The organism is Paraburkholderia hiiakae, from assembly GCF_904848665.1.
Lineage (GTDB): Bacteria > Pseudomonadota > Gammaproteobacteria > Burkholderiales > Burkholderiaceae > Paraburkholderia > Paraburkholderia hiiakae.
This window is the reverse complement of record NZ_CAJHCQ010000019.1, coordinates 105,196-130,746: the sequence shown is the minus strand read 5'-3', so window position 1 is coordinate 130,746 and position 25,551 is coordinate 105,196. Positions and strand designations below refer to the sequence as shown.

The 25,551-nt window shown below is 63.0% G+C and carries 24 protein-coding genes; 14 read left to right on the top strand and 10 right to left on the bottom strand.

The window, feature by feature from the left end; genetic code table 11:
- Positions 1-80: 80 nt before the first annotated feature.
- The 5 genes from JMY28_RS29485 to JMY28_RS29465 all read left to right on the top strand — a co-directional run bounded on the left by JMY28_RS29485 (position 81) and on the right by JMY28_RS29465 (position 8,912).
- A complete protein-coding gene (locus JMY28_RS29485) occupies positions 81-1,112 on the top strand; it encodes a substrate-binding domain-containing protein (protein WP_201699443.1) in 1,032 nt (343 codons plus the stop codon).
- 121 nt (positions 1,113-1,233) lie between these two features.
- Positions 1,234-3,195, top strand: a complete 1,962-nt coding sequence (locus JMY28_RS29480; protein WP_201699442.1) for an amylo-alpha-1,6-glucosidase — start codon at positions 1,234-1,236, stop codon at positions 3,193-3,195.
- A gap of 134 nt (positions 3,196-3,329) precedes the next feature.
- Positions 3,330-6,059 carry an MGH1-like glycoside hydrolase domain-containing protein gene (locus tag JMY28_RS29475; RefSeq protein WP_201699441.1) on the top strand — a complete coding sequence of 910 codons (2,730 nt, stop codon included), beginning with the start codon at positions 3,330-3,332 and terminating at the stop codon, positions 6,057-6,059.
- Between the two features lie 201 nt (positions 6,060-6,260).
- Positions 6,261-7,580, top strand: a complete 1,320-nt coding sequence (locus JMY28_RS29470; protein ID WP_201699440.1) for a tetratricopeptide repeat protein — start codon at positions 6,261-6,263, stop codon at positions 7,578-7,580.
- Positions 7,581-7,727: 147 nt separating this feature from the next.
- Positions 7,728-8,912: a TIGR03118 family protein gene (locus tag JMY28_RS29465; protein ID WP_201699439.1), complete on the top strand. Its 1,185-nt coding sequence runs from the start codon at positions 7,728-7,730 to the stop codon at positions 8,910-8,912.
- A 3-nt stretch (positions 8,913-8,915) separates the two neighbouring features.
- Here JMY28_RS29465 and JMY28_RS29460 read toward each other — a convergent pair whose 3' ends face one another.
- Complete coding sequence (locus JMY28_RS29460) at positions 8,916-9,596, bottom strand: TetR/AcrR family transcriptional regulator (RefSeq protein ID WP_201699438.1); 681 nt, start codon at positions 9,594-9,596, stop codon at positions 8,916-8,918.
- Between the two features lie 104 nt (positions 9,597-9,700).
- Here JMY28_RS29460 and JMY28_RS29455 point away from each other — a divergent pair, with 104 nt between their 5' ends.
- Together JMY28_RS29455 and JMY28_RS29450 are read left to right on the top strand one after the other, a co-directional pair.
- On the top strand, positions 9,701-10,828 hold the full coding sequence (locus JMY28_RS29455) for an FAD-dependent oxidoreductase (protein ID WP_201699437.1): 1,128 nt from the start codon (positions 9,701-9,703) through the stop codon (positions 10,826-10,828).
- A 204-nt stretch (positions 10,829-11,032) separates the two neighbouring features.
- Positions 11,033-12,238 carry an NAD(P)/FAD-dependent oxidoreductase gene (locus JMY28_RS29450; protein ID WP_201699436.1) on the top strand — a complete coding sequence of 402 codons (1,206 nt, stop codon included), beginning with the start codon at positions 11,033-11,035 and terminating at the stop codon, positions 12,236-12,238.
- A 92-nt stretch (positions 12,239-12,330) separates the two neighbouring features.
- Here JMY28_RS29450 and JMY28_RS29445 read toward each other — a convergent pair whose 3' ends face one another.
- Complete coding sequence (locus JMY28_RS29445) at positions 12,331-12,846, bottom strand: RrF2 family transcriptional regulator (RefSeq protein WP_201699435.1); 516 nt, start codon at positions 12,844-12,846, stop codon at positions 12,331-12,333.
- A gap of 220 nt (positions 12,847-13,066) precedes the next feature.
- On the opposite strand from JMY28_RS29445, the gene JMY28_RS29440 reads away from it, so the two are divergent.
- Complete coding sequence (locus JMY28_RS29440; protein ID WP_201699434.1) at positions 13,067-13,465, top strand: BON domain-containing protein; 399 nt, start codon at positions 13,067-13,069, stop codon at positions 13,463-13,465.
- A gap of 173 nt (positions 13,466-13,638) precedes the next feature.
- On the opposite strand, the gene JMY28_RS29435 is transcribed toward JMY28_RS29440, so the two are convergent.
- Complete coding sequence (locus JMY28_RS29435; protein ID WP_201699433.1) at positions 13,639-13,911, bottom strand: hypothetical protein; 273 nt, start codon at positions 13,909-13,911, stop codon at positions 13,639-13,641.
- Positions 13,912-14,334: 423 nt separating this feature from the next.
- On the opposite strand from JMY28_RS29435, the gene phaP reads away from it, so the two are divergent.
- From phaP to JMY28_RS29410, 5 genes are all read left to right on the top strand, one after another.
- The gene (gene phaP, locus JMY28_RS29430) at positions 14,335-14,628 is read left to right on the top strand and encodes a phasin family protein (RefSeq protein ID WP_201699432.1); all 294 of its coding nucleotides are present in this window, start codon (positions 14,335-14,337) and stop codon (positions 14,626-14,628) included.
- 44 nt (positions 14,629-14,672) lie between these two features.
- Entirely contained in the window at positions 14,673-14,924 is a 252-nt protein-coding gene (locus JMY28_RS29425) for a hypothetical protein (RefSeq protein WP_328809478.1), read from the top strand.
- A 423-nt stretch (positions 14,925-15,347) separates the two neighbouring features.
- Entirely contained in the window at positions 15,348-15,941 is a 594-nt protein-coding gene (locus tag JMY28_RS29420) for a DnaJ domain-containing protein (protein ID WP_201699431.1), read from the top strand.
- Positions 15,942-16,025: 84 nt separating this feature from the next.
- Entirely contained in the window at positions 16,026-16,355 is a 330-nt protein-coding gene (locus tag JMY28_RS29415) for a hypothetical protein (protein ID WP_201699430.1), read from the top strand.
- A 129-nt stretch (positions 16,356-16,484) separates the two neighbouring features.
- Positions 16,485-16,781 carry an H-NS histone family protein gene (locus JMY28_RS29410; RefSeq protein ID WP_201699429.1) on the top strand — a complete coding sequence of 99 codons (297 nt, stop codon included), beginning with the start codon at positions 16,485-16,487 and terminating at the stop codon, positions 16,779-16,781.
- Between the two features lie 37 nt (positions 16,782-16,818).
- On the opposite strand, the gene JMY28_RS29405 is transcribed toward JMY28_RS29410, so the two are convergent.
- Positions 16,819-17,580 carry a YoaK family protein gene (locus JMY28_RS29405; protein WP_201699428.1) on the bottom strand — a complete coding sequence of 254 codons (762 nt, stop codon included), beginning with the start codon at positions 17,578-17,580 and terminating at the stop codon, positions 16,819-16,821.
- Between the two features lie 389 nt (positions 17,581-17,969).
- Positions 17,970-18,299, bottom strand: coding sequence for a hypothetical protein (locus JMY28_RS29400; RefSeq protein WP_201699427.1), 330 nt, complete (start codon positions 18,297-18,299; stop codon positions 17,970-17,972).
- Positions 18,300-19,049: 750 nt separating this feature from the next.
- Here JMY28_RS29400 and JMY28_RS29395 point away from each other — a divergent pair.
- Entirely contained in the window at positions 19,050-19,289 is a 240-nt protein-coding gene (locus JMY28_RS29395; protein WP_201699426.1) for a hypothetical protein, read from the top strand.
- A gap of 491 nt (positions 19,290-19,780) precedes the next feature.
- On the opposite strand, the gene JMY28_RS29390 is transcribed toward JMY28_RS29395, so the two are convergent.
- From JMY28_RS29390 to JMY28_RS29370, 5 genes are all read right to left on the bottom strand, one after another.
- Positions 19,781-21,148, bottom strand: coding sequence for an FAD-dependent oxidoreductase (locus JMY28_RS29390; protein WP_201699425.1), 1,368 nt, complete (start codon positions 21,146-21,148; stop codon positions 19,781-19,783).
- Between the two features lie 2 nt (positions 21,149-21,150).
- On the bottom strand, positions 21,151-21,792 hold the full coding sequence (locus JMY28_RS29385) for a PadR family transcriptional regulator (RefSeq protein ID WP_201699424.1): 642 nt from the start codon (positions 21,790-21,792) through the stop codon (positions 21,151-21,153).
- A 364-nt stretch (positions 21,793-22,156) separates the two neighbouring features.
- Complete coding sequence (locus JMY28_RS29380) at positions 22,157-23,842, bottom strand: PHA/PHB synthase family protein (protein ID WP_201699423.1); 1,686 nt, start codon at positions 23,840-23,842, stop codon at positions 22,157-22,159.
- Complete coding sequence (locus JMY28_RS29375; protein ID WP_201699483.1) at positions 23,839-24,327, bottom strand: MaoC family dehydratase; 489 nt, start codon at positions 24,325-24,327, stop codon at positions 23,839-23,841. Before JMY28_RS29375 ends, JMY28_RS29380 begins: the two co-directional genes overlap by 4 nt.
- Before the next feature lie 208 nt (positions 24,328-24,535).
- Positions 24,536-25,483: a DMT family transporter gene (locus JMY28_RS29370; RefSeq protein WP_201699422.1), complete on the bottom strand. Its 948-nt coding sequence runs from the start codon at positions 25,481-25,483 to the stop codon at positions 24,536-24,538.
- Positions 25,484-25,551 lie beyond the last annotated feature (68 nt).

The following is a 25,551-nucleotide window of genomic DNA, read 5'->3' as shown; positions in this document are numbered from 1 at the left end:
GCCCTTCCTCACCGCCGGGTCGCCGGCGCTTCGCTCCCGGGTCCACCCGAAACCAACCCCACACCCAGCAGGAACGCCGCGTGTCCCAGTTCGAGCGTCTGACTATCGACGACATTGCCCGCCTCGCGGAGGTCTCGCGCACCACGGCCAGCATGGTGCTCAACGGCAATGCCGAGCGCTACCGCATTTCGGCGGCGACGGTCGAGCGCGTGCTGCAAGTGGCGAGGGACCATCATTTCACGCCGTCGCAATCGGCACGCGCGCTGCGCTCGCGGCGCAGCAACACGATCGGCCTCGTGATTCCCGATCTGACCAACTCGGCGCACGCCGCGCTCGCCCAGGCCATGGAGTGGCAATGCCGCGAGCGCTACCGGTATCAACTCGTGATCGTAACGAGCGACGAGGATCCGGTGCGCGAGACCGAGGGCATTGCGCATCTGGTCGCACAGCAGGTGGACGGCGTGGTGGTCGTGCCGTGCACGGCCGATGCGCCGCGTTACGACAAGTGGGTCAAGCGTTTGCCGATCGTGTTCGCCGATCGCCGCGTGGCGACGAGCGCCATTCCCTACGTGATCACCGACGCCGCCGAAACCGTGGCCGCTTTGGTGGGTGAGACGATCGAGCAAGGCGCGCGCGAGGTGGTGTATTTCGGTGGCCAGCCAGAACTCTCGCCGAGCCGCGACCGCCTGGCGGGCTATCGGCTCGCGCTCGAGCGCCATGGCATGGCGGAGCAGAGTGACTGGGTGTTTCAACGCGACTATCAGCGGGAGTCGGGCTATGCGCTGATGAAAGCCTGGTTCGAGGCGCATGGCCGCTATCCCGAGGCGCTGTTCGCCGGTTCCATTACGTTGCTCGAAGGCTTGCTGGAGTTTGTGAACGAAGCGCACCAGCTCGCGCAGGCGCCGGAGCGCGTGATGACCTTCGACGATCATCAACTGCTCGACTGCCTGCCGCTTCGTATCGACGCTATCGTGCAGGACAGCGGCCTACTCGCGGAACACAGCCTGCGTTGCGTGTTTTCGCTGCTCGAGGGCGTTGGTGCGCCCGAGTCCATTCAGGTGCCTGCGCAGATTCACTATCGGCAGCGGCGCGGGCAGCCTGCACGCACGTAGACGCGCGGTGCCTGCGGTCATTGGCGACCTGTGCTTTCGACTCGCTTTCGACTCGCTTCCCGGCAGCGGCAAGCCGACGGGAGTATCTTGGCGAAGGTGATTGACAAGGGCAGGACAACCGATGACGCGTCTTGACAGCCCCATCGATGCGGACCGCTTCGACGACGAATGGCTCGAAGCAGACGGCGCTGGCGGATTCGCCTCCGGCACCGTGGGGACGGCGCGCACGCGCCGCTATCATGCGCTGCTGCTCACGGCTCGGCAGCCGCCCACGAACCGCGTGGTGCTCGTGAACGGCGTCGAAGCCTGGCTCGAGGACGGGGAGCGCAAAACGGCGCTGACGATGCAGCGCTACGCGCCGGATCTGCTTTATCCCGACACGTCGAAAAGCATCGCAAGCTTCGACACGTCGTCGTGGCCCACGTGGCGCTACCGGCTGGACGGCGGCGGCGTGCTCATAGCCGAGGTGTTCGTTGCGAAGGCGAGTCGCGAGACGGTACTGCGCTGGCGGCTCGAAGCGCCATCCGGAGCTGGCGGCGCGGTGCTGAAAGTCCGCCCGCTGATCTCGGGCCGCGATTATCACGTGCTGCACCACGAGAACGCGGCGTTCGACTTTGATGCCCAGATCGATGGCGAGCACGTGCGCTGGCAACCGTACGGCGATCTGCCTGCCATCGTCGCTCGCTCGAACGGCTGCTATACGCATGCGCCGGATTGGTATCGCAACTTCTGCTATACGCGTGAACGAGAGCGCGGTCTCGACTGCATCGAGGATCTCGCGACGCCAGGCGTGTTCACCTTCGATCTCGGCACAGGCGACGCCGTGCTGATGTTGCGCGCGCAACCATTATCCGGCGTGGGCGATACCCCGCAGGAAGGCAACGAAAGCGCGGCGAGCCGCGCGCAAATGCTCGCGGGCTTCGAGGAAGTGCGCCGGGCTTCGCTCGGCTCGCGTCTGCAGCGCTCGGCCAACGCCTATGTCGTCGCGCGCGGCGACGGCCGCACGATCGTCGCGGGCTATCCGTGGTTCACCGACTGGGGCCGCGACACGTTTATCGCCATGCGTGGTCTGCTGCTCGCGAACGAGCGCTACGAGGCGGCCGGCGCGATCCTGCTCGAATGGGCGGCGACAGTTTCCGAAGGCATGCTGCCGAATCGCTTTCCCGATGCGGGCGGGGCGCCCGAATACAACTCCGTCGATGCATCGCTGTGGTTCGTCGTGGCGGTGCACGACTATTTCGCCGCAGCAAACGTGCCGCCCGAAGCGCGGCATGTGCTGCAAGGTGCTGTCGACGCGATCATCGAAGGCTATGCGCGGGGCACGCGCTACCAGATCGCAGCCGACCCCGGCGATGGCCTGTTGCGAGCGGGCGTGCCGGGCGTGCAGCTCACCTGGATGGATGCGAAGGCGGGCGACTGGGTGGTCACGCCGCGCATTGGCAAGCCGGTCGAAATACAGGCGCTGTGGATCAACGGGCTGCGCATCGCCTCGGCATGGAATGCGCGCTGGCGCGAGCTCGAAGCGCGCGCCAGCGCCTCGTTTGCCGCGCGCTTTGTCGATCCGTCTACGGGCGCGTTGTTCGATGTGATCGACGTCGACCACGTCGAGGGTACGGCGGACAGCTCGATTCGGCCGAACCAGATCTTTGCGGCAGGCGGCCTGCCGTTCGCGCTGCTGGAAGGCGATGCGGCGCGCGCGGTCGTCGCGCAGGTTCAAGCGCATCTGCTCACGCCCATGGGGCTGCGTACGCTCGCGCCCTCGGACCGCGCGTATCGCGGGCAATACCGTGGCGGCGTGCTGGAGCGCGACGGCGCCTATCATCAGGGCACCGTCTGGCCCTGGTTGCTCGGTCCCTTCGTGGATGCCTGGTTGCGCGTGAACGGCGATACTGCGCCGCAGCGCTCGCTTGCTCGCGAGCGCTTCGTCGCGCCGCTGCTCGCGCATCTCGAGCACGCCGGGCTCGACCATATTTCCGAAGTCGCCGATGGCGACGCGCCGCACCGGCCCGGCGGCGCACCGTTCCAGGCATGGTCGCTCGGCGAACTGCTGCGCGTTCTCAAACGGCTCGGGGACGCGGCTTAGCCCGCACACATTGCCCGCTGCGCACGCCCAGCGGGCAAACCGCGCTAGCATGGGAGACTCGCGTCGCTCGAGCGCCGTCCGCCGTCCCAAGCCTCACCTCGGCGGCCCCACCTCGGCGGCCCCAACTCAAGGAGATGCCCATGCTGCAGCGCGCCGCCGGCCTCATCCAAACGGTCGAAGGCCAACGTCTGTACTCGGCCGATTACGCTCGCTGGCACCGCTGGGGGCCGTACCTCAGCGAGCGCCAATGGGGCACCGTGCGCGAGGATTACAGCGAGCACGGCACCGCGTGGGACTACTTCCCGCACGACCACGCGCGCATGCGCGCCTATCGCTGGGGCGAGGACGGCCTGGCCGGCTTCGCCGACGAGCGGCTGAGCTGGTGCTGCTCGATTGCGCTGTGGAACGGCCACGACCCGATTTTGAAGGAGCGTCTGTTCGGCCTCACGAATGAAGAAGGCAATCATGGCGAGGACGTGAAGGAGTTGTACTTCTACCTCGACAGCACGCCGACGCATTCGTATATGCGCATGCTCTACAAGTACCCGCAGGCGGCGTTTCCCTACCAGGACCTGATCGACGAAAACGCGCGGCGCGGCGCCGGTTTGCCCGAGTATGAAATCCTCGATACAGGCGCATTCGACGACGAGTGTTATTTCGATGTGCAGATCGAATACGCAAAGCACACGCCGGAAGACATCGTCATGCGCGTGACAGTCGAGAACCGCGGCGGGCAGCACGCGTCGATCGACGTGCTGCCGCAGATCTGGGCGCGCAACACGTGGTCGTGGAAGGCCACAGGAGACAAGCCGTCGCTCAGGCTCGTCTCGTCGTCGGACGGCGCGCATGTCGTCGCGCACTGCGGCACGCACGAGCCGCTCGTCGTGACCGCTGCCGCGCAAGAGGGCGCGCACGTCGAGTGGCTGTTTTGCGAGAACGAGACTAACGTGAAGCGGCTATTCGGCATGGACGGCGCTGGCCCCTTCAAGGACGGCTTCGACGACTATGTGGTGCATGGCGACAACGACGCGATCCGGCGCGACGCCGGCACGAAGGCGGCCGCGCGCGTGCATCTCGAGATCGCGGCGCACGACCGTGCGGTCGTCACGTTCCGCTGGCGCCCGGTGTCCGAGGCGAAAGAAGAGGTGGCGCTCGACATCGACAGCCTCTTCGCGCAACGCATCGCCGAAGCAGACGCTTTCTACGACGCGCTGCAGCGCGACATCGAGAGCGCCGACGCGAGGCTCGTGCAGCGCCAGGCGCTGGCGGGCATGCTGTGGTCGAAGCAGTACTACCAGTACGACGTGAACCGCTGGATGGAGGGCGACCCGCTGCAGCCGCCGCCGCCCGCGAGCCGGCTGCACGGGCGCAACGCGGACTGGCGGCATCTGAGCAACGCGGACATCCTCTCGATGCCGGACAAGTGGGAGTACCCGTGGTATGCATCGTGGGACCTCGCGTTTCAGGCGGTCGCGTTCGCACTGGTCGATCCGATGTTCGCAAAGAAGCAGATGCTGCTGCTCGTGAAGGACCGCTATCAGCATCCGAACGGGCAGTTACCCGCATACGAGTGGGCATTCGGCGACGCCAATCCGCCCGTGCATGCGTGGGCGGCGTGGCGCGTGTATGAGATCGATCGTTCGATCACCGGGAAGGCCGACCGGGAATTTCTCGAACTCATCTTCCACAAGCTATTGCTGAATTTTTCGTGGTGGGTGAACCGCAAGGACGCGGACGGTCACAACATCTTCCAGGGCGGCTTCCTCGGACTCGACAACGTCGGCATTTTCGACCGTTCGTCGCCGCTGCCGACGGGCGGCCACCTCGACCAGGCGGACGGCACGGCGTGGATGGCGGCTTACGCGCTCGACCTGATGCGCATCGCACTCGAACTCGCGTTTGCGAACCATGTGTTCGTCGATATCGGCGTGAAGTTCTTCGAGCACTTTTTGTATATCGCGGGCGCGGTGAGCTGCGACGACGGCTGCGAGACCGGTCTGTGGGACAGCGTTGACGAGTTCTTCTACGACAAACTGCGGCTGCCGGACGGCACCAGCGTGCCGTTGCGCATGCGCTCGATCGTCGGGCTGATTCCCTTCTTCGCCGTGCGCGTGCTGGAGGAGCGGGTGCACGGCGGCCTGCCGGGGCTGCGCGACCGGCTCGTCTGGTTCCTCCAGCACCGGCCCGACCTTGCCGGCCTCGTGTCGCGCTGGGACGAACCCGGCAAGGGCAATTCATTGCTGCTCTCGCTCTTGCGCGGACACCGGATGAAGGCGCTGCTGCGGCGTATGCTCGACGAAGCCGAGTTTCTCTCGGATCATGGCGTGCGTGCGCTTTCTCGCGCCCATCTCGACGAACCTTTCGTTTACCGCCACAACGGCTGCAACTTCCAGGTCAAATACCTGCCCGCCGAATCGGACTCGCGCGTGTTCGGCGGGAATTCGAACTGGCGCGGCCCGGTGTGGATGCCGGTCAACTATCTGCTGATCGAGTCGCTGTACGAATTCCACCGCTACTATGGCGACGATTTTCGCGTCGAGTATCCAACGGGCTCGGGCAAGAAGCTTTCTCTCGCACAGATCGCCGACGAACTCGCGCGCCGCGTCACGACGCTCTTTCTGCTCGACCACAACAACGAGCGCCCGGTGATGGGCGCGTACCCGCTGCTGCAGGCCGATCCGCGCTGCCGCAATCTCGTGCTGTTTCACGAATACTTCCACGGCGACAACGGGCGCGGTGTCGGCGCTTCGCACCAGACCGGCTGGACAGGTCTCGTCGCGCTGATGTTGCAGCCACGCATGATGAGCCCGTCGGGTAACGTGCCGGTCGCGGGCGAGGTCGAAGATACGGAGGCGGTGAAGTGAGCGTGCATACGTATGTGTCGGTTTCCAACCGGCACTCGCCGTCTGGAGAAGTTGGTCAGGAGATGACACCCGGCACGCCCAAAATTCGCAAACATAGCGGAAACGGCCTGCAGAGAAGCATTTGAGCCTGCTGGCACATTCGATGCGTTCACGCCGACCGGAAGTTGGGCTCAACCAACTGCAGCCGAGTCGAGGTGCATCATGTCGAGCGTTCCGCATCACAGGCCAGGTGGCTTGTCGCAGGTGCTGTTTCTGATCGGCTTGATCGGGCGCGGGCCAAGCGCGCTGTGGCCGATCGTGCTCCCCTGGTTAATCCTGGTCCTGGCCGCGCCATTTTGCCTGCTCGTCATTTCGGGCGCGCTCACGCAGCACGTCATGGTTCCGCCGGTGGAAGCGCCAAAAGCATTCGTCGACACCGGCTATACCCCGGAATTCCTGGCAGAACGAATACTTGCTGCCATGCGTGGGATCAGCAGCGACAGCGACGCGGTACCGCACGATGCCTCGCTGGCCGACAATGACAGTCCTGATATCAAGCTTCCCGGCGGGGACATGTCCTATGCCTCGATTGTCGGGTTTCTGAAATCGACGCTATTCAGGAATAAGCAGGACGTGATCGTCCATGTCGGTATTACGCATATGGGCGACAGCGCGGATTCCTATGTTGCGCACATTCAGATCGAAAATGGCCCTTTCAACGCGATGCACGACGACGTCGTGTTCAGCGGCAATGACTTCAACCGGTCGGTGCAAGACATCGCGGTCAAGATCATGCGGCTCGTCGAACCGAATACGCTCGCTAGCCATCTCTTCGCAACGGTGCAAAAGACGCGGTGTTCGCTGGACCAATGCGACTATAGCGAGGTCGAAGCCATCTATGACGATGTCCTCGGCCGGCCAGGCTCACCGGAACGCCTGTGGGCGCTCGCGGGAAAAGGGTGGCTGCTGCTCAGGCAAAACCACGCCGAGGAGGCGGAACAGCAGTCACGCGACGCGCTCCTGCTGTACCCCCACTCGGGCGTCTTGCGGGCCAACCTTGGCATTGCGCTCGAGCAGGAGCAGAGAATCGACGCCGCCATCAAAGAGCTCCGCGCGGGGGCTCGCGAGAAGTTCAGTACTGCGGAGAACCAGCGCTTGCTCGGCGACGTGTTGCTGCATGCGCACCGGTATGCCGAAGCCATTAGCGCATTCCACCGCGCAAACGCGATGCGCGGCGACGATGTGAATATCCTGCATGACTGGGGGGAAGCCCTCGTCGAGAACGGACAATACGAGGCGGCGATCGTCAAGCTGTCCCGCGCGGTCGAATTGCGGCCTGATCTCGCGCCCTCGTATGAACTATGGGGACAGGCGCTTGAAAACGAAGGCGATCTATCTCACGCGGCTCAGAAATATGCCGAGGCGGACAAGCGCGACAGTGGCGCGCTGACGCCGCACGAAAAGCAACTGGCGCTACTTCGTACGCCGCGCAAGTCGTCGCCGGTATCGGCGAGTGTGCAGGTGCCAGGCAGTCACGCGTAGTGTTCGTTGCCCGCCACCCGCTTTTCACTAGCTAGTTCAGTCATTGCGATCGCGCGCGATATCAACCCCTTTTCTTTGCTGGAATAAACCCCGCGTCCTCCTCGTTCTTTGTCCGTTAGCCCCCTGGACTGAACGAGGAGTGCGGTCATGAAGTCTCTACTCGCCGTATTCGGCGTCTTAGCATGTGGCGCGGCCATCGCGACGCTCGTGTCGTGCGGCGGCGGTTCCGGTTCCAGTTCCAATACCAGTTCGAACAGTACGAGCGCGCCCGTCCAGTCGTCGTTCGCTGCGACGGCCCTCGTTTCGGATGGCGCGGTGGCGGCCGCACACGTCGACGGGAATCTGAAAAACCCGTGGGGCGTCGCCTTCAATCCGAACGGTTTCGTCTGGGTCGCGGATAACGGCACCAATGTCGCGACGCTGTATGACGGCAACGGTGTGCCGCAATCGCTGATCGTCGCGATTCCCGCCGGCAAGAACGGTTCGGCTTCGCCCACGGGCATCGTCTTCAACGGCACACAGAGCTTCACGGTCACGGTAAACGGCAAGTCTGGCGTCGCGGCGTTCATCTTTGCGGGCGAAGGCGGCACGATCACCGCGTGGGCGCCGGCGGTCGGGCCGACCAACGCATTCGTCATGTACGACGATGGCACGGGCGGCGCCGTGTACAAGGGTCTCGCGCTCGCGACGATGAACAACGCCAACTTCCTCTACGCGACCGACTTCCATAACAACAAGATCGACGTTTTCAATACCTCATTCAACAAGGTCGCGATGCCCGGCGCCTTCACGGACCCCGCAATGCCGGCCGGCTTCGCACCGTTCGGCATTCAGGCGATCGGCTCGAATCTGTTCGTCACCTACGCGATGCAAGACACAGCCAGGCACGACGATGTCGCGGGTGCGGGGCTCGGCATGGTCGACGTGTACGACACGGCCGGCAACCTGAAGCAACGCTTCGCGACGGGAAGCCCGCTCAACGCGCCGTGGGGCATTGCGCAAGCGCCTGCGAACTTCGGCTCGATGAGCGGCGCGATATTGATCGGCAATTTCGGCGATGGCACGATCAACGCGTTCAATGCATCGAGCGGCCAGTCGATGGGGCCGCTCGCCGGGCCGAACGGCAACGCGATTGTCGAGCCAGGCGTGTGGGGCATTGCGTTCGGCAACAACCTCAGCAATCAGCCTTCCAATACGCTGTTTTTCGCGGCGGGGCCGAATGACGAAGCCGATGGTGTGTATGGCAGGATCGATTTGAATGCAACGTCGAACGCGGGCACGACTTCGGGCACCGGCACAGGCACGGGCGGAGGGACGAGCATGGGCATGTAGCGCTCAACGTCCGTGCGCTGACTCGATTCCAAGCAGGATCAGATCGATTCCAGCGAGAAAATCGGCGCGGTCGTCGTGATCGCGCAATTGTTTGGCCACGCTGCGGGCGAACGGATAGTCGTCGGGATCGAGCTGCGACCACACAGACGCGACCTCGTCCAGAAAGTGACTTCGATCGGCGTCTCGCTCGCGAGCGATTTGCGCATTCGCGGCGTTCTGGCCGCTCACGCCCAGGATATAGCTCAGCAATGCGGACACCGTTGTCCACTGCGCGTCGTCAGGCACGTCAAGCGCGCGAATCTGCTGGCCTATGCGTTCAAGCATGCGAACCATGGGCAATTGCGCCGGGTCTCGCGCGAGCACCGAGCCAACCCACGGATGGTCGTCGATCGCGTCGAACATACCCAGCGCGAGGGCGCGAATCGCCTCTCGTGGCGTTGCGCTGGGCAATGGCGCGTCCATTGTCCGGGCGACGATGGCGTCGCAGGCGGCGCTCAGCAGATCGCTCTTGTTTTCGACATGCCAGTAGATCGCGCCGGGACCGGTGGCGAGTCGCTCGGCTAGTGCGCGAAACGTCAGGCCGCTTTCGCCGCTGCTATCCAGAAGCTCGATCGACGCCTCGATGATTCGCTCGCGTGAGAGCGAGTCCTCGCGCCGTTGAACGCCCCGCGCTTTCTTGACCATGCTTCCTCTTGACGTCTATGGAACAATGTTCCATATTACTATGGAACGACGTTCCATAGGGACGCTGCCGTTTAAACGGCCACACTCGACAAGCAGGGAGCAGGATGAAGACATCGATTGCAATCATCGGCGCGGGACTCGGCGGACTCATGCTCGCGCGGGTGCTCCACGTTCACGGTATTGCTTCGACGATCTTTGAGTCGGAAGCCTCGGCGAATGCGCGAACGCAGGGCGGCATGCTCGATATTCACGAGAACAACGGGCAGTTCGCACTCAAGTCGGCGGGACTCTTCGATCGGTTCCTCGAGATCATCTGTCCCGGCGCTCAGGCGACGCGAGTGCTCGACAAGCATGGCCGGGTCCTCTATGAGCAATCGGACGACGGAACAGGCGGACGACCCGAAGTCCCTCGTGGCGCATTGCGGCGGATTCTGCTCGAATCACTCCCCGCCAGCACGGTGCGGTGGGGCCATAAAGTCGTCGCGGTGTCTCCCCTCGGCGGCGGCCGGCACGTTGTGACCTTTGCTAACGGCTCCACAGTGACGACCGACCTTCTGGTGGGGGCCGATGGCGCGTGGTCGAAAGTCCGCCCGTTGCTATCGGACGCGAAACCGGCCTATGTCGGCACTGTGTTCGTCGAGACGTATCTGTTCGACTGCGACACGCATCACAAGGCGAGCGCCGAAACGGTTGGCGAAGGCGCAATGTTCGCGCTCGCGCCGGGCAAAGGTATCGTCGCGCATCGCGAGCCGGGCGGCGTGCTGCACACGTACGTACAACTGAATCAGTCGAAAGACTGGATCGACAGCATCGACCAGTCCGACCCGGCAGCCGTTGCTGCCACGGTTGCGAAAGCGTTCGACGGTTGGGCGCCGGAGTTGACTGCGCTCATCACCGATGGCGAAACGCCCCCCGTGTTCCGCCCGATTCATGCGCTCCCTGAGGAACACAAATGGCCGCGCACGCGTGGGGTGACATTGCTTGGCGATGCAGCGCATTTGATGATCCCGTCTGGTGAAGGGGCCAACCTGGCCATGTTCGACGGCGCCGAACTCGCAAAGGCCATTGCCGCGGATCCCGGCGACATGGAAGCCGCGCTCCTTGCGTACGAGACAACACTTTTTCCTCGCAGTGCCTGCGAAGCGGCGGCGGCAAAAGAGGGACTCGATGTTTGTCTCGGTGGCGATTCGCCGCGCAGTCTCGTTGACTTCTTCGTTTCCCATCAACCCTAGCCGCACGCCGCTTCACGGCCTCGTTGTCTGATTTGTCAACAGTGTGTCCCAAAAGGGGGGCTTGCGTCTTTTAACTCCGACTCATAGAATCCGAGTTGTGCGTTGCGCAGGCGCGGCGCGAGTCCTCGACCGGAGATTGCGGCGCGAGCCATGCGAAGCGAGCGCTCCACCGAATTCACGTATTCCTGCATTGGAGAAGCAAAAATGTCGAAGCGTATTCTTGTTATTGGGGCCGGCTTCGCCGGCATGTGGAGCGCGCTGAGCGCGGCGCGGCTGCTCGATGATGCGGGGCGCACGGACGTGGAAATCGCGCTGGTCGCACCCGACCCGCATCTGCATGTGCGTCCGCGTCTGTACGAAGAGGGTCCTGCGAACTTCAGGGCGCCGCTCACGGAGATCTTCGAGGCGACTGGCGTCAAATTCATGCAGGGCAGGGTCGAGCGCATTCACGTGGAGCGTCGCGCAGTGGATGTGACCGGCGTGGACGGACAGTCCTCTACGCTCGGCTACGACCGCCTCGTGCTGGCGACCGGCAGCCGGCTGTTCCGCCCGTCGATTCCGGGTCTGGCCGAACACACCTTCAGCGTGGACCAGACCGACGAAGCGGTCGAACTGGAAGCGCACGTCCACAGTCTGGCCAGCCAGCCGGACTCGCTCGCACGCAATACCGTGGTGGTGGCGGGTGGCGGATTCACCGGCATCGAGACCGCTGCGGAAATGCCGGCGCGCCTGCGCGCGGCACTGGGCGAGCACGCAAACGTGAAGGTGATCATCGTCGAGCGTAACGATGCGATCGGCCCGGACCTGGGCGCGGGCCCGCGTCCCGTTATCGAAGAGGCGCTGGGCTCGCTCGGCGTGACCTGGAAGCTTGGCTCGGGCGTGGCTTCAGTGGATGCCGGCGGAGTGACGACAGCGGACGGCGAGCGCATCGAATCGAACACGGTGATCTGGACGGCCGGGCTGCGCGCAAGCACGTTGACCGCGCAGATTCCGGGCCGGCTCGACGCCATGGGGCGTCTTCACGTCGATCGTAACCTCGCGGTGGAGGGGGTGCCCGGTGTCTACGCAACGGGCGACGTTGCCCGCGCGGCGACCGACGACGAAGGCAATCACACGATGATGTCGTGTCAGCACGCGATGAATCTGGGGCGCTCGGCGGGCCACAACGTCGCCGCCGATCTGCTCGGCCTCGATCAGATTCCGTATAGTCAGCCGAAGTACGTGACGTGTCTGGATCTGGGCCCGTGGGGCGCGGTCTATACGGAAGGGTGGGAGCGCGAAGTAAAATTGCAGGGCGCCGAGGCGAAGAAGCTCAAGCACCAGATCAACTCCGAGTGGATCTATCCGCCTCGCGCGGACCGTGAGCAGGCGCTCGCAGCCGCCGATCCGCTTCGCATCGTGGTCGCTTGATCCTTTAGGAGCGCGATGGATCTGACTGTACGCGGAAGCCTCGTTGGAGGCTCCGCGTTTTTTCGCTGGATGCGTTCAAAAAGCGGCGCTTGTTATCCGCGACGATTGGCGGCGCGCGCAGTAAACCAGTCCACCACGTGATGGTGATAGCTGGCTGGCGCCTTTGAATACGCGCGGGTGGCGAGATCGGCTAGCGAGTGCTGCTTGAGCTCCGCGCGCATGGCGCGCTCGGCGCCCTGCATCACGGCGTGTATCGAGCAGGTGCCGCGTGTGGCCCACGTGGGCGGTTCGTCGTTGAAAACCGCACATTGACCGCGCACCTCGCGACAGTCGAAGAGCGCCTTCTCACCGTCGATGGCGTCGACGACGTCCAGCACCGAAATATTCCGCGCGGGTTTCGCGAGCCTGAAACCGCCGCGTATGCCTTCGGTCGACTCGACGATACCGGCCTTGGCGAGGCGCGTGAACAACTTGGCGGCGTAGTCGACCGGCACACCCTGCATTTCCGCGAGGTCGCGCACGCTCGCTTCGCGCACGCCGGCAGACGTGCCGGCAAGATAAAGCAGGCAATGCAATCCGTATTCGACGCCCGTGCTGATGTGTGACATGGTTATACGACGACTTTGTGTATCGGAGTTGTTAGGGTAGCGCAGTGTGGCGCTGAAGTCATCCATTGCGTCATCCACCGCGTGATCCGCTGCGTCGCGTGCGGGCGAGCAGGCGTCGTGCCGGTTCCAGGCCATCGTGGACGCGACGCGCGAATTCCTGTGCGAACATACGCGTGGAAGTGGCGCTTTTCCTCGGTTGACACGGCCCGAAGGAGGCAGCATGAACAGAAACGGTGCGAACGGCACGAACGGCACAATCGGCGCAATGGTGTTTGTTGCTATCGCGAGCTGCGCTGCCTGTGCGAACAGTGCGAACGCGCAAACCGGCATGAACGAGCTGGCCGGTGTGGCCGTGCAAAGAGTATCGGCGTCGACACCCGGTACCCGGCCGGATACCTCGGTGGTGCGTGACGTTCGCCGCGCCCTCAGGCGCGTTCCGGATCTCGACGATTCGGACATTCACATTCGGGTTAGCCATGGCGTCGTCACGCTCACGGGTTCGGTACCCGAGATCTGGCAGGTCTCGCGCGCTGCCAATGCGGCAAGACCGGTTCTGGGGGTGACGGCCGTGAGGAACCGATTGAAAGCGCAGAAAGAGGATGCCGCGGCCAGCGAGTAGCGTTTCGCTCGTACTATTACCCCATGCAACGCCTCTGGACAGGCGATTCCCCGATCTTTTCCTTGCATGGCGCATTCCCCAAGAGCAGGCCCAATCTTGCCTTGCACTGGCGCAAAATACTGTATAAATTAACAGTATGTGTTTACGTCCAGTAGGAGCGTCGCATGGAATCGCTAATCCGCATTGTGAATGACGAAGACCGTCAGGCGTTTGAATGGCTGCTCGCAAATGTAGGTGCGGATCGCGTTGCGGCGGCGGCCCAGCGGCTTGCTGGCGGAGGGAAGCGGCCGTTCGTTTCCGCGCTGTGCCGATACCTGGGTGCGTGGCCTCCTGCGGCCCGTCGTGCCCGCAAGATCGAGCCCGTTCATACGGCCGTCGGCGATCTGCATCTGGCGCGCATACGCGAGCTGCTTACGCAACGCAATGCGGTAAAAGCTGGCGCGCATTGATCTTGCCAGCCAGCCCGCGTTTGAGTGCATAGCAGCGCTGCACTAACAATCCGCTTGCGATGAATCCTCATCGCAGCGCTGTGTTGTTTGACGTCTTGCGTCATCAGCCACTGCAAAACCTGTAGCTCGTCCTTTCTTGTCTGACTGGCTAAGACTCAATCTGACAAGTCAATTTTTCGCATGCCTGTTCGAAACGCGCCGCCGTCATACTTCGGGGTCAACTAACTTGCGCAATGAATTGGGGAAACTCCTGACTCATCCATATTCATGACGCGCATTTAACAAAGTTAGAATCAAGGCTCTAGATCGACGCCGACATTCGCTTCGGAATGGGCAACCCCACTCGCGTTGCGAAGCCATACATCAAACGCGATCGATACAGACATAACGATTGGTGAAATGCACGGGGGTTAAATTAGTATGCCTAATCAAAAATTAGCAGCCGCGGAAAGCGGATCATGGGCCGCAAATTTCACGGCGACGACCGGCCATCTGTTCGATGGATTTTGTGAACTGGCGCGCCTGAATCTCGCGACTTGCAGGTCGATATTCGCTGGGTCGCGAGAGCACTTCGATGGCATGTTGTCCGCGCAAACGCCGGAGCAACTTGTCCGCAGCCAGGTCGATATATTGCCGTGGGCCGCTTCGCAGGCGGCCGGCTACACGCGCGCATGCATGGAAATCGCTTCGGAGACTGCGGCCAAGCTGAGGTAGCACGCATTGCGTTTGGGCGAGTGCGCTCATAAGCGCGATCAAATGTGAAGAACGGGAAAGAAGCGGAAAAAAGCGGGATCATGCGGGAGGGAAATAACATGTTGAGCCCCCACGAACTTGCCACGTTGATGCTGATAAAAAATGCGCCTGGGCGAATCGAGCCGGACCGGGAGGAACTTTGGGCGCTTCGTGACCTTCATCTGGTCATCGTCGATACCCTCGAATCAGGTTTCCCGACGCCCCGGGTGACGCCTCAAGGCGACGCACTCCTGAAAGCGGTCGCCCGCATGCGCTGATTGGCGGTCCAGACCGCACAGTCTGTCACATGACCAGGCTATATTCAGAGTGGGTTGCTCACAAATGGGTTGCGATCCGCATGGATCTGAGGAGGCTGACGTGGACCAGTCCTGGCTCGGTATGGCTGCCGGCACGATCGTGCTTGTGATAGCCGCGGTTAGTGTCACCGCTCACTACCGGCGCGAACGTCGCAGGGCCGATTTGCTGCGCAATCTCGATCACCACGATTGGTGTCGTTGGACCCGGGTTCGACGCTGAGAACGCCGTGCTGTGTTATGACGCCGCGGGAAGATTTCGCTAATCGACGTCCGTTTGCTTAGGACAATTGATCGATTGTTAGCTATCGATCGCTATCGCTCGAACGGTGCGTCTGCTGACGACATGCTACGATCGACGCCATCTCACTTCAATTTGTACGAGCCATGGCGACGTTGTATGACTTGCTGGGCGTAAGCGACGACGCGAGCGACGCAGACATCAAGCGGGCCTACCGCAGGGCCGCAATGAAAGCGCATCCCGACCGTAATATGGGACGCGAAGCCTCTGCCCATGCGCAGTTCCAGGAGATCAAGGAAGCTTACGCGATTCTTTCCGATCCGACGCAGCGCAGCGTCTACGATGCGGTCTACGCCGAGGAAATGGTGCGTCTCGCCCGTGAACAGGAAGAAGAGGCGCGTTTGCAGGAGGTGGCGCGTCAGGAGGCGTATGCGCGGCACGTCTGTGTGGCGATGCGCTTCGCCGAGCAGGGCTACAACCGCGACGTCGTGTTCGGCGCACTGCTCGCGGGCGATTGTGAAACCCAACTGGCCGGGCATATTGCCGACGGTGCGCTCGCGCTGCACCTATCGCGTCAGGCGGACAACGCCATGCCGCGCGACGCCCGGGAACCGGACGAGGCGATGCAGGCATCTACATCGCATAGCGTTGGTGACGAAGAATCGCAAAAAGCCGACGATCGTCGTCACGCGAACCTCTTGAGTGCGATCTGGCACGGTATGTTCGGATTGCATCCCTGAACACGTACCCATGCCAAAATGAGCCGCACGTGCAGGAGCGGAGGTACGATAGGTGATCGATACACTACCCAGCGTGGCCACCCTATGACTTCGAACCCGCATGCCGCCCACAATGTCGACACAGAGGCGTTGGCAACCTTGTCAGAGTACCTGGAGCTTGCGCTCGACAAGGGGGGAAGCCTGATTCTCGTTCGCACGCCTGGCGGGAAAAGCGAGGTCTATCTGGGCGATCCCGCTCTGTTGCAGGAAGACTGGGCGCACCTCGGAGCGATTCCAGAGCCGGTGGCCCGGGCGATACTCGAGGGCACGCGCTCCGGGCTCAACGAACTGACTATCCAGGCGCAAAGCTATCGTTTTGTACGGCTGTTCGCTCAGGTCGCCGATGTGGGGGCAGTCGTCTTCGTCGCGGCTTGATCGATCTGCTGTGTCCCGCTTCTGTCCGCTCGTTTTCGCCGCGGTAAAGGTCGTGCGATCACGTTGAGAGGGGGCGTGCGCGAAAGCCACTATCATGAGCGAATGGTGTCCACGCGCAGGAGACGATTCGTGGCAACGTACAAGGAACTCAAAGCGCAACTCGCGGAACTCGAGAGTCAGGCGGCCATTGCCCGTCAACAAGAGTTCGAGACGGTTCTCGCCGATATCCGCGCAAAGGTGGCCGAATTCGGGTACACGCAGCAGGACATCTTTGGGAGTCGCCGAGGCAGGCCGGGGCTTTCGCATAGCGCGGCGCCCCCGAAATATCGCGATCCCGCAAGCGGCGCAACCTGGTCCGGCAGGGGGCGCGCACCGAACTGGATCAAGGACGCGAAGAATCGCGACAAGTTTCTGATAAGCGAATAAATTGCCTGATATCGGCCGCCGGGGATCGACGCAGTCTTCAAAAAAGGTCGCGCAGCGGCAGGCGACGCAAATCGTCAGTGACCGGAACGCTCGCGAGGATCACCAGCAGCATCGACAAAGGAACGCCTGCGGCAAATCCGAAATGGCGGAAAGCTACTGCGCCCAGCGTTCCGCCAAGCAAAAACATGCCGAGCAGGGAACCGAGTACACGCACGCGCTGCATATCGGCCGCTACATGCTGCGACGCTGAAGTCGGTACGCCCCAATTCCAGTACAGCGCCTTCCCTAATTCAATTCCCAGATCGGTGACGATGCCGGTCACATGCGTCGTGCGGATTTCGGCGTGTGAGATTTTCGTGATCATGGCGTTCTGTACGCCCATGACGTAACAGAGCACAGCAACTGTCAGCGGCACGAAGAGAACACGATGAATCTCGAGATTCGCGCCGAGCGCGGCGAAGCAAAGGAGTAAGGCGGCCTCGAGCAGGAGTGGCAGTGCGTAGACGCTGCGCGCGCAACGGCGGCGTCCCCAGTTGATCAGAATGGCGGAAGTCGCGGCGCCACTCACAAAAGCAAGGACGGAACTGATAGCGGACAACGCGATGGCGCTATCGCCGAGCGCGGCGCTGTCGGCAAGAGACGAGACGATGCCCGACATGTGCGACGTGTATTGCCCAACGGCGAGGAACCCGCCTGCATTGATCGCACCGGCGACCCAGGCCAGTGCGCGGCCGAGCCGCAGGTTGGCCCGCTCGGTGCGTTCGACGGAGGTGAAGCTGCGGAGATAGTGAATGGGCACGACGGCTTTCCGGGCTACGAGCGTCGAAACGCACAGTCTACGACGCGGACTTATTGCACGGCCCAACGCCATGCGGCGTTGGGGTGCGGTTGTTTGCCGCAGCGCTCGCCACGTTGTCGCGAATTCGTGTAATTCGATTGCACCTGTGTTTTCCGCGCGCGTTCCGGGTCACAGCAATGCGCGTCGGTGGGAGATCGTTCAGGCTTGCGCGTCGAGCATCGTCTGGACGATCAAGCGGTAACGATCGTTGAGATTGTCTCCGGTCTCCAGACTCTCGAACGAATTCCGATTCAGTTTCACACGCGAATTGCCGCGGGAGGCCGGGGATACGCTCATAGCGAGCGTTCTGGGCAAGCGCACGATCTGGCGCCGAATCGCCAGGCTAAGCGTCATTGCGCTGGCTTGTAGGGAACCTCCTGTACGCTCCCACCGCTAGTTGGGGTCAGTATCGGCGGCTCATAGCCGCCCGTATCCACCGCGAAACCCGCTTTGGTCGCGCCGGTCATGCCACCCGGCGGCCCGTAATTGTTCGCAGCCCGTGCAGGACCAGGGCCGCTGCCCGTGCCGGTCACGGCTGGCGGACCGTAGTCATTCGCTGCCGGCGCGGCACTTGGCCTCGCGAGCGCAACAGGGGCCGGGCCCGTCGCGGCCGGCGTATGGCTGTTCGCAATCGGCGCAGTGGCTGCCCCGATGGTCGCGCCTCGGACCGACGTGGTCACGCTCGTTGGGGGCGCGTCGTCGTTTCTGGCTGGCGCGGTCACCGCCGCCGCACGCATACTTCGGTCTGAATCAGGTGCGTGGGGCGGTGGGCCGTATGCGCTCCTAACCGGTGTGGGTGGGGGAGGTGGGGCCATTTCGACCATGGCCGAAGGTGCACCCATGCCCGGTGAGCCGCGACCTAAATGTCCGCCAGGTCCGCCTGAGCTTGCGCTGCCCGCGCTACCTCCGCCGGCGCTACCTGCGCCGGAACTGCCTGCACCGGAACTGCCTGCGCCGGCGCTGCCTGCACCGGAACTGCCTGCGCCTGCGCTGCCTGCACCGGAACTGCCTCCACCGGAACTGCCTCCACCGGAACTGCCTGCCCCTGAGCTACCTGCCCCTGAGCTACCGGCACCGGAGCTACCGGCACCGGAGCTACCTGCACCTGAGCTACCGGCACCGGAGCTACCGGCACCGGAGCTGCCTGCACCGGAGCTGCCTGCACCGGAACTGCCTGCACCGGAACTGCCTGCACCGGAACTGCCTGCACCGGAACTGCCTGCGCCGGAGCTACCTGCACCGGAGCTACCTGCACCGGAGCTACCTGCACCGGAACTGCCTGCACCGGAACTGCCTGCGCCGGAGCTGCCTGCGCCTGACCCGGAGCCTGAGCCCGACCCAGAGCTTGAGCCCGACCCAGAGCTTGAGCCCGACCCAGAGCTTGAGCCCGACCCAGAGCCAGAACTCGACCCAGAACCCGAACCCGAGCCGTGGCCACCGCCCGCGCCGGCACCTGCGCCTGCGCCGTTACCGCCGCCATTCCCTCCACCGTTACCGCCGCCGTTACCGCCGCCATTCCCTCCACCGTTCCCACCGCCATTACCGCCGCCACTGCCGCCACTGCCGCCGCCATTACCGCCGCCATTACCGCCGCCATTACCGCCGGCCGCACCATAAGCCGCACCCGACAGGGCCAAAGCGAGCACCCATACCACGGCCTGCTTCGTTGATCGGTTCATCGTCCCCCCCTAATTCGCGCAAGCCGCTTCAGAAGCCGCGCCTTGCCCGCGCAAAGCCGCTGCACGCGTTCTTCAACAGGCGCGCAAGCGATGTACCTCGACATGCTCCCCCGGTGCGCGTCGTCGCCATTGTTCAGAAGAACTATCATCACTGCGACTTCGCCTGTTATTAGCGGAACGCAATAACGTTCCGCTGCAGAATACGGCGATCGGAAAGGTAAGTCATCCGCCACTTGATTCGCATTGCGAAGCAATATGATTGACTCACACAGTGGACGAAGCCGCCTTATGTGGATTGTCGAGCCTAGCCGTTGCGATGGAATGCGTTGGCGAAGAAATGCTAGCGAATGGCGGTGATTTGGGACGCCACTGCAGGGGATACGCAGCGCGGGCAAACAAAGCGCTTTCAACCCAACAAACTCTGATTTAACAAGCAGCAGGCGCTACACATACTCGCGCGGGGTCAGGCCCGGCAGCGTGCCCTAATGCGAAACCACTGCGCTTTCTGCTTCGCTGCCCCGAAACCGGTTTTGCGAATCGATCATGCGCCGCTTCAATGGCGGCACATTGTTGACGACGCGCATCGCGGTGCGCATCGCACCGAGAGCGAAGCGTCCGACAATTGGCCGATGGATCGCGTCGCGCTCGTCAAACTGCTTGCGTGATTGCGCGACAGCGTGAAAGCCATAGCGGCGCATCTGCGCCTCATAGTCGGCAACCGCATCCACGAGCGCAAGCTCGCCGCTCGCAACCCGCGCGAGTTGCGCGCCGAGAAGTTGCGCATCGCGCAGCGCCGTATTGGCACCGACGCCTCTACCCGGCGTCATCAAATGGATTGCATCGCCGAGCACGGTAACGTTCGAGGCCGGCCAGGGGGCGACGGGCACCGACGTGCGCACGTCGACGGCAAAAGTCGTCGAGAGGTCCGACGCGCGAATCAGCGCGCGCAGGTTGGGATGCCAGCCGTCGGTCATCTGCATGGTGAGCGCGAGCCGGGCCGACGCTTCGAGCTTCATCGGGTCGGCGGGGACGTTGCGGCGCGCGCCCCATACGCCCCACATCAGGTAGTCGCGTGTGTTGTCGTAGAGCAGGCCCGGCCAGCGTTCGATCAATGCGGCGTCGTTGCCACCGATGCCGGACCTGGCGCCGGCCTGGTCCCAGTTGAATTCCATCACGTGGATGATTGCGCCATAGCCCTTCGGCGCCGAGATCAGCGTAATGCCGTCGAGTACCTTAGGTGGCAGCAGCGCGCGGCTTGCTTCGGTCATCGGCACCTTGGCCGCGATGCTCACGATGCCGGTGTTCTCGAGCCTCGCGTGCGGCAGCAGTTGCCTTCGCACCTTCGAACGCGCGCCGTCGGCGCCGACAAGCACATCGGCGCTCGCGCTCGTGCCGTCGGCAAAGCGCGCAGTCACGCGGCCATCGTCGTGCTGCTCGTATTCGACGAAGGTCTTGTCGAAATGCACGCGCTCTTCGAGTCCCGTGAGCAAGACCTGGCGCAGCGTCATGCGGCTCACTGACTTCCCGCCATCGATCTCGCTTTTGCCGATCCCGACCGACAGCAGTTCCGACATGCGCTCGGTGAGCATGTTGAAGTAGCACGGCGTACGCGCGCAGGTGGCGAGGAACGTCGCGAAGAGTTCCGGCGGCAGCGCGGCTTTCAGGGCGGCGAGGCCGTGCGGATCGATGCCGACGCGATAGCCTTGCAGGCCGTCGACGCGCGTACGGTCTCGTTCGTACACCTGAACGTTGATGCCGGCACGCTGCAAGCCGTGTGCGAGACACAGGCCGCCGGTTCCTGCGCCAATGATCATGACCGAGAGCGGAGTTTGCGCTCTGAAGTGCGACATGGTTAGCTCTCCTTCGATGATTCGCGTGCTGCAGGCGTGTCGGACGGCGGAGCGAAACGCTCGGCGAGTTCGCGCAGCCACGGCTCGCTCCACGTGAGATTGCCGGCTTTCAGGTCGCCCAGGACGCTCGTGGTCCAGTCGAGCTCGGTCTTGAGCGTTGCCCTCATGAGTTCGCCTTCGAGCAGAAAAAGGCGGGGCACCTGCATCGCCTCGGCGCCCGCGTACAAGGCGTCCATGCGGGCGAGTTCGCGCGTGAGGGCCGCCACGCGTGTTTCGAGCTGGCGGCGGGCGTCGTCGGGCGGCAGCAAGGGCAACAGCGAGAGCGCCGCCGGAAACGCCGGGAATTCGCGCGCGGGCTGCGCGAGCTGTTCGCGCAACCACAGGCGGGCGGTGTCGCGCCCTGCGTCGGTGATTTCATAGATCGTGCGCTCGGGAAACGCGCCGTCGCGCTCCGTTTCCCTCACGGCGATCAGGTCCCCCCGCAAAAGCCGGTCGATCGTCTGATAGAGGCTGTTGCGCTGCCGCACGTTGACGACTTCGTCCTTGCCGCGTGCCTTGATGAGCTGTTGCATCCGATAGGGATGCATCGGCGCCTCGGTCAGCATGGCGAGAACGGCGAGGGCGAGGGGCGAATGTCGGAGCATGGCGCTCTAGTAACTTTGTGTATAGTTATATTATGACTAGATGCCCGGGAACGCAAGGAAGCGCGCAAGTGCGCTGGCGCCCTTCAGGGCCATGCGGTTACGGACGCCAGCGATAAACCACGACGCTCGACCCGTTGTAATTGTCTTTCGTGATCACGTATTCGCCGGTCGAGCGCGTGGCAATCGACGTGCTAACCCGTTCATCGGCTTTGATAACTGGTACGCAGCGAATTTGCCATGGCTATGCGCGTTGAGTTGATTACGGCAAGCAACACATGCAGGCGGTGGCGAATCTGCATGTGTTCGACGGGTTAAATGTAATAAGGATCACGTACCATGTACGATGACTGCTCGTGCGCGTGACTCAACCCGACCGGGTCTTGACGTAACGCCCCGGCGCGGGTTCGATCGGCCGAAATTTCATGCTTCCCAGCTTCGTACGCGCCTTGACTCGTCCACCCGCGTGCGGTTGCAGCCACGCGATCCAGTGGTTCCACCATGTGCCCGAAGCCTGCTGCGCAGACGCGAACCATCCATCGGCGTTACTTTCGGGATTGCTGTTCGCTTCGCCGCTCACCCAATAGCACCGTTTGTTCTTCGTTGCCGGATTAACGACGCCAGCGATATGTCCGCTTGCACCGAGCACGAACTGAGCCTCGCCGCCAAGAAGCTGGGTGCTGCGCCACGCCGACTTCCAGGGAACGATGTGATCCTCCTGGGTCGCCAGCACGTAGGCCGGCATGTCGACGCGTCCGAGGTCGACCGGAACGCCGCACATGGTGAGCTTTCCGGGCACGCGCAGATTGTTTTCGAGGTACATGTTGCGCAAATACCAGGTGTACATCGGGCCAGGCAGATTGGTGCTATCCGCGTTCCAGTACAGCAGGTCGAAAGCCGCTGGGCTTTTCCCCTTCAAATAGTTGTTGATCACGTAAGGCCAGATCAGATCGTTGGCGCGCAGCATCTGGAACACGAAGCCGAGTTCCCGCCCTGGGTAGAGGCCGCCGCTTCCTATCGATCGCTCACGCTGCACCACGGTTTGCTCGTCGATGAATACACCGAGATCGCCTGGATCGGTGAAGTCGAGCATGGTCGTCAGCAGCGTCAGGCTCGCAACCTTTTCCTCTTCGCGCGCGCGTATCACCGCAAGCGCCGAAGAGAGGATCGTGCCGCCTACACACCAGCCTACCGTGTTGACCTTGTCAGCACCGGTGATCGCGAGCGCGATATCGATTGCCTCCATCACGCCCGATTCCAGATAGTCGTCCCACGTCGTATGCGCGGTTTGCGCATCGGGGTTGCGCCACGACACCATGAATACCGTTTGTCCCTGCTCGACGGCGAAGCGCACAAAGGAGTTTTCAGGCTGAAGGTCGAGAATATAAAACTTGTTGATGCAAGGCGGCACGATGAGCAAAGGGCGCCTGGCGACGTGCGTACCAAGCGGGGCGTACTGGATCAGCTGAAACAGAGCGTTCTCGAAGACAACCGCTCCTTTGGACGCAGCAACGTTGTCACCCACTTCGAAGGCGGCTTCGTCCGTAATCGTAATGGTGCCGCGCGCGAGGTCTCCAAACAGATTGGTCATTCCCGTACGAAGGCTTTCGCCGTTCGACTCGATGGCCATGCGGATCGCCTCCGGATTGGTCGCGGCGTAGTTGGTGGGGCTCGCAGCGTCGATAAGCTGGCGCATGAAAAAGCGCAGCCTGTGCTTTTCGCTTTCGTTATAGCCTGTCGCGCCGACCATGTCTTCGAGCAGGCCCGCATTGGCGTGGTAGCTCTGCCGAAGCAGGTTGTACCAGGCGTTGCTGGTCCATTCGTCCGCCCGAAACCGCTGGTCGCGGCGTGCCTCGTCGGCTGCATGCTGCGGGTTCAGCATGTTCGACCACAGCGCCCACTGCTGCCCCCAGTAGCGAGCACCGGCTTCATGCAATACGGCCGGCGCAACGGCTGCGCTTGCGGGAATACCGGCCAGCGCGTTCAGGAAGTCTTTCGCCGAGCGGGAAAATCCGTGCGCGACCTCGTCGGGCATATTGAAGAGATTGCTCATGCCCGTTCCAATGCGGTATTCGCGAAGTCGCCTGCCGAACGTGCTTCGATGGCGCGATCCGCGCGTGAAGTGGGCATGACGAGCGCGTCGCCGTCGATGACAACCTTGCCTTGCACGGTGCAGATGGTGTCCAGCACGACCCGCCGCTTGTCCGCAATGAGTTCGCGTACCGTCACCGTGGCTTGCACCGTGTCGCCCGGCCTGACTGGCGCCTTGAAGCGCAGATTCTGCCCGAGGTAGATCGTGCCGGGGCCGGGTAGGCGGCCGGCGATCGCCGCGGAAATAATGCTTGCACTGAGCATGCCGTGCGCTATGCGTCCCTTGAAGGGTGTTTTGCGCGAGAACTCTTCATCGATGTGCACGGCGTTGTTGTCGCCCGACGCGCCGGCAAACAGCACGATATCCGCATCGGTAATGGTCTTGGCGAAACTCGCGCTCATCCCCGGTGCCAGATCTTCGAAGTCGTATCCTGCAATATCATTCATACGTAATCCTAATAATAAGATGATCAATGGACCGGTTGAGGCGTGCGGCGAAGCCCATTCACCTCGCGTAGCGGCGCGGAGAATGCTATCGCGGCCCGACGATCATGTCGCGATTTTTCATACGAAATATCGTTCGTAGAGAGGTCGTGGTTGAAATCGCACGATACGGCAAACGCGGATATCGCATTTACGAATAGACGCCACGATTTTAGTATTCTGCGCCATCGTTGGCTTCGGAACGCGGCGCAAAAAAGGAGGCAAGCGGCGCGCGCCACGTCTGCGCGAGCAGCACGCCAGCGAGCGCCACGCCGCCGCCCACGAGATGGTGCGGATAGAGCCGCTCGCCGAACGCGCCGACGGCGAGCGCCGCCGTAAACACGGGCAGCAGATTCATGTACATGCTGCAGCGGTTCGGGCCGAGGTGTTTCACGCCTTGCATCCAGAAAAACGGGAGCACGACCGATGCGAGCGATCCGGCGTAGGCGATGAGCGGCAAGCTCGCGCGCGTGGGCAACGCTTCAGCGGGCGGAAGGCGCAGCATCGGCACGAGCATGAAGAGCAACGCTGCGATGGCCTGGAAATAAGTCGATTGCCACGACGGCAGTCCGACATGCCAGCGCCTGAGCAGCACGCCATAGAGCGCGTAGGCGGCGCCTGCGCAAAGCATCAGCAGATCGCCCTCATGCACGCCGCCCGCGAGCAGCGCCGCAGGCTGGCCGGCCGTGATCAGCCAGACGAGTCCCGCGAACGACAGCACGCCGCCACTGGCCATGCCGGCCGTCGGCGTTTCGCCGAGCAGCACGACCGAGAGCAGCATGGTGAGCAGCGGCACGAGCGCGGTCATGATGGCCATGTTGGTGGCCGTCGTCGTCCTGGCGGCTTCGTACGACAGGCACTGGAACAGCGCCATCGCGAGCAGGCCGAGGAAGGCGAGCTTGGGCAGTTGCGGAAGAATCGCCGCGCGGTTGCGCCACGCTCCCGCGGGCACGAAGAGGCTCATCAGGGCAACGGCGAGCACGAGGCGCCAGAACGTGATGGCGTACGGGTCGATGGTGTGCGCGGACAGGCGCGACACCATGACGTTGCCGGACCACAGCGCGATTGCCGCGACCGGGAAGAGCGAATAGAGCGCGGAGCGCGAGGAAGGAGCGAGCATCGAGTCTCCTGAACACAGTCGTGTGAGTGGAACGAACCCCGAGATTGCACGCCGCGAATGGGGGCTGT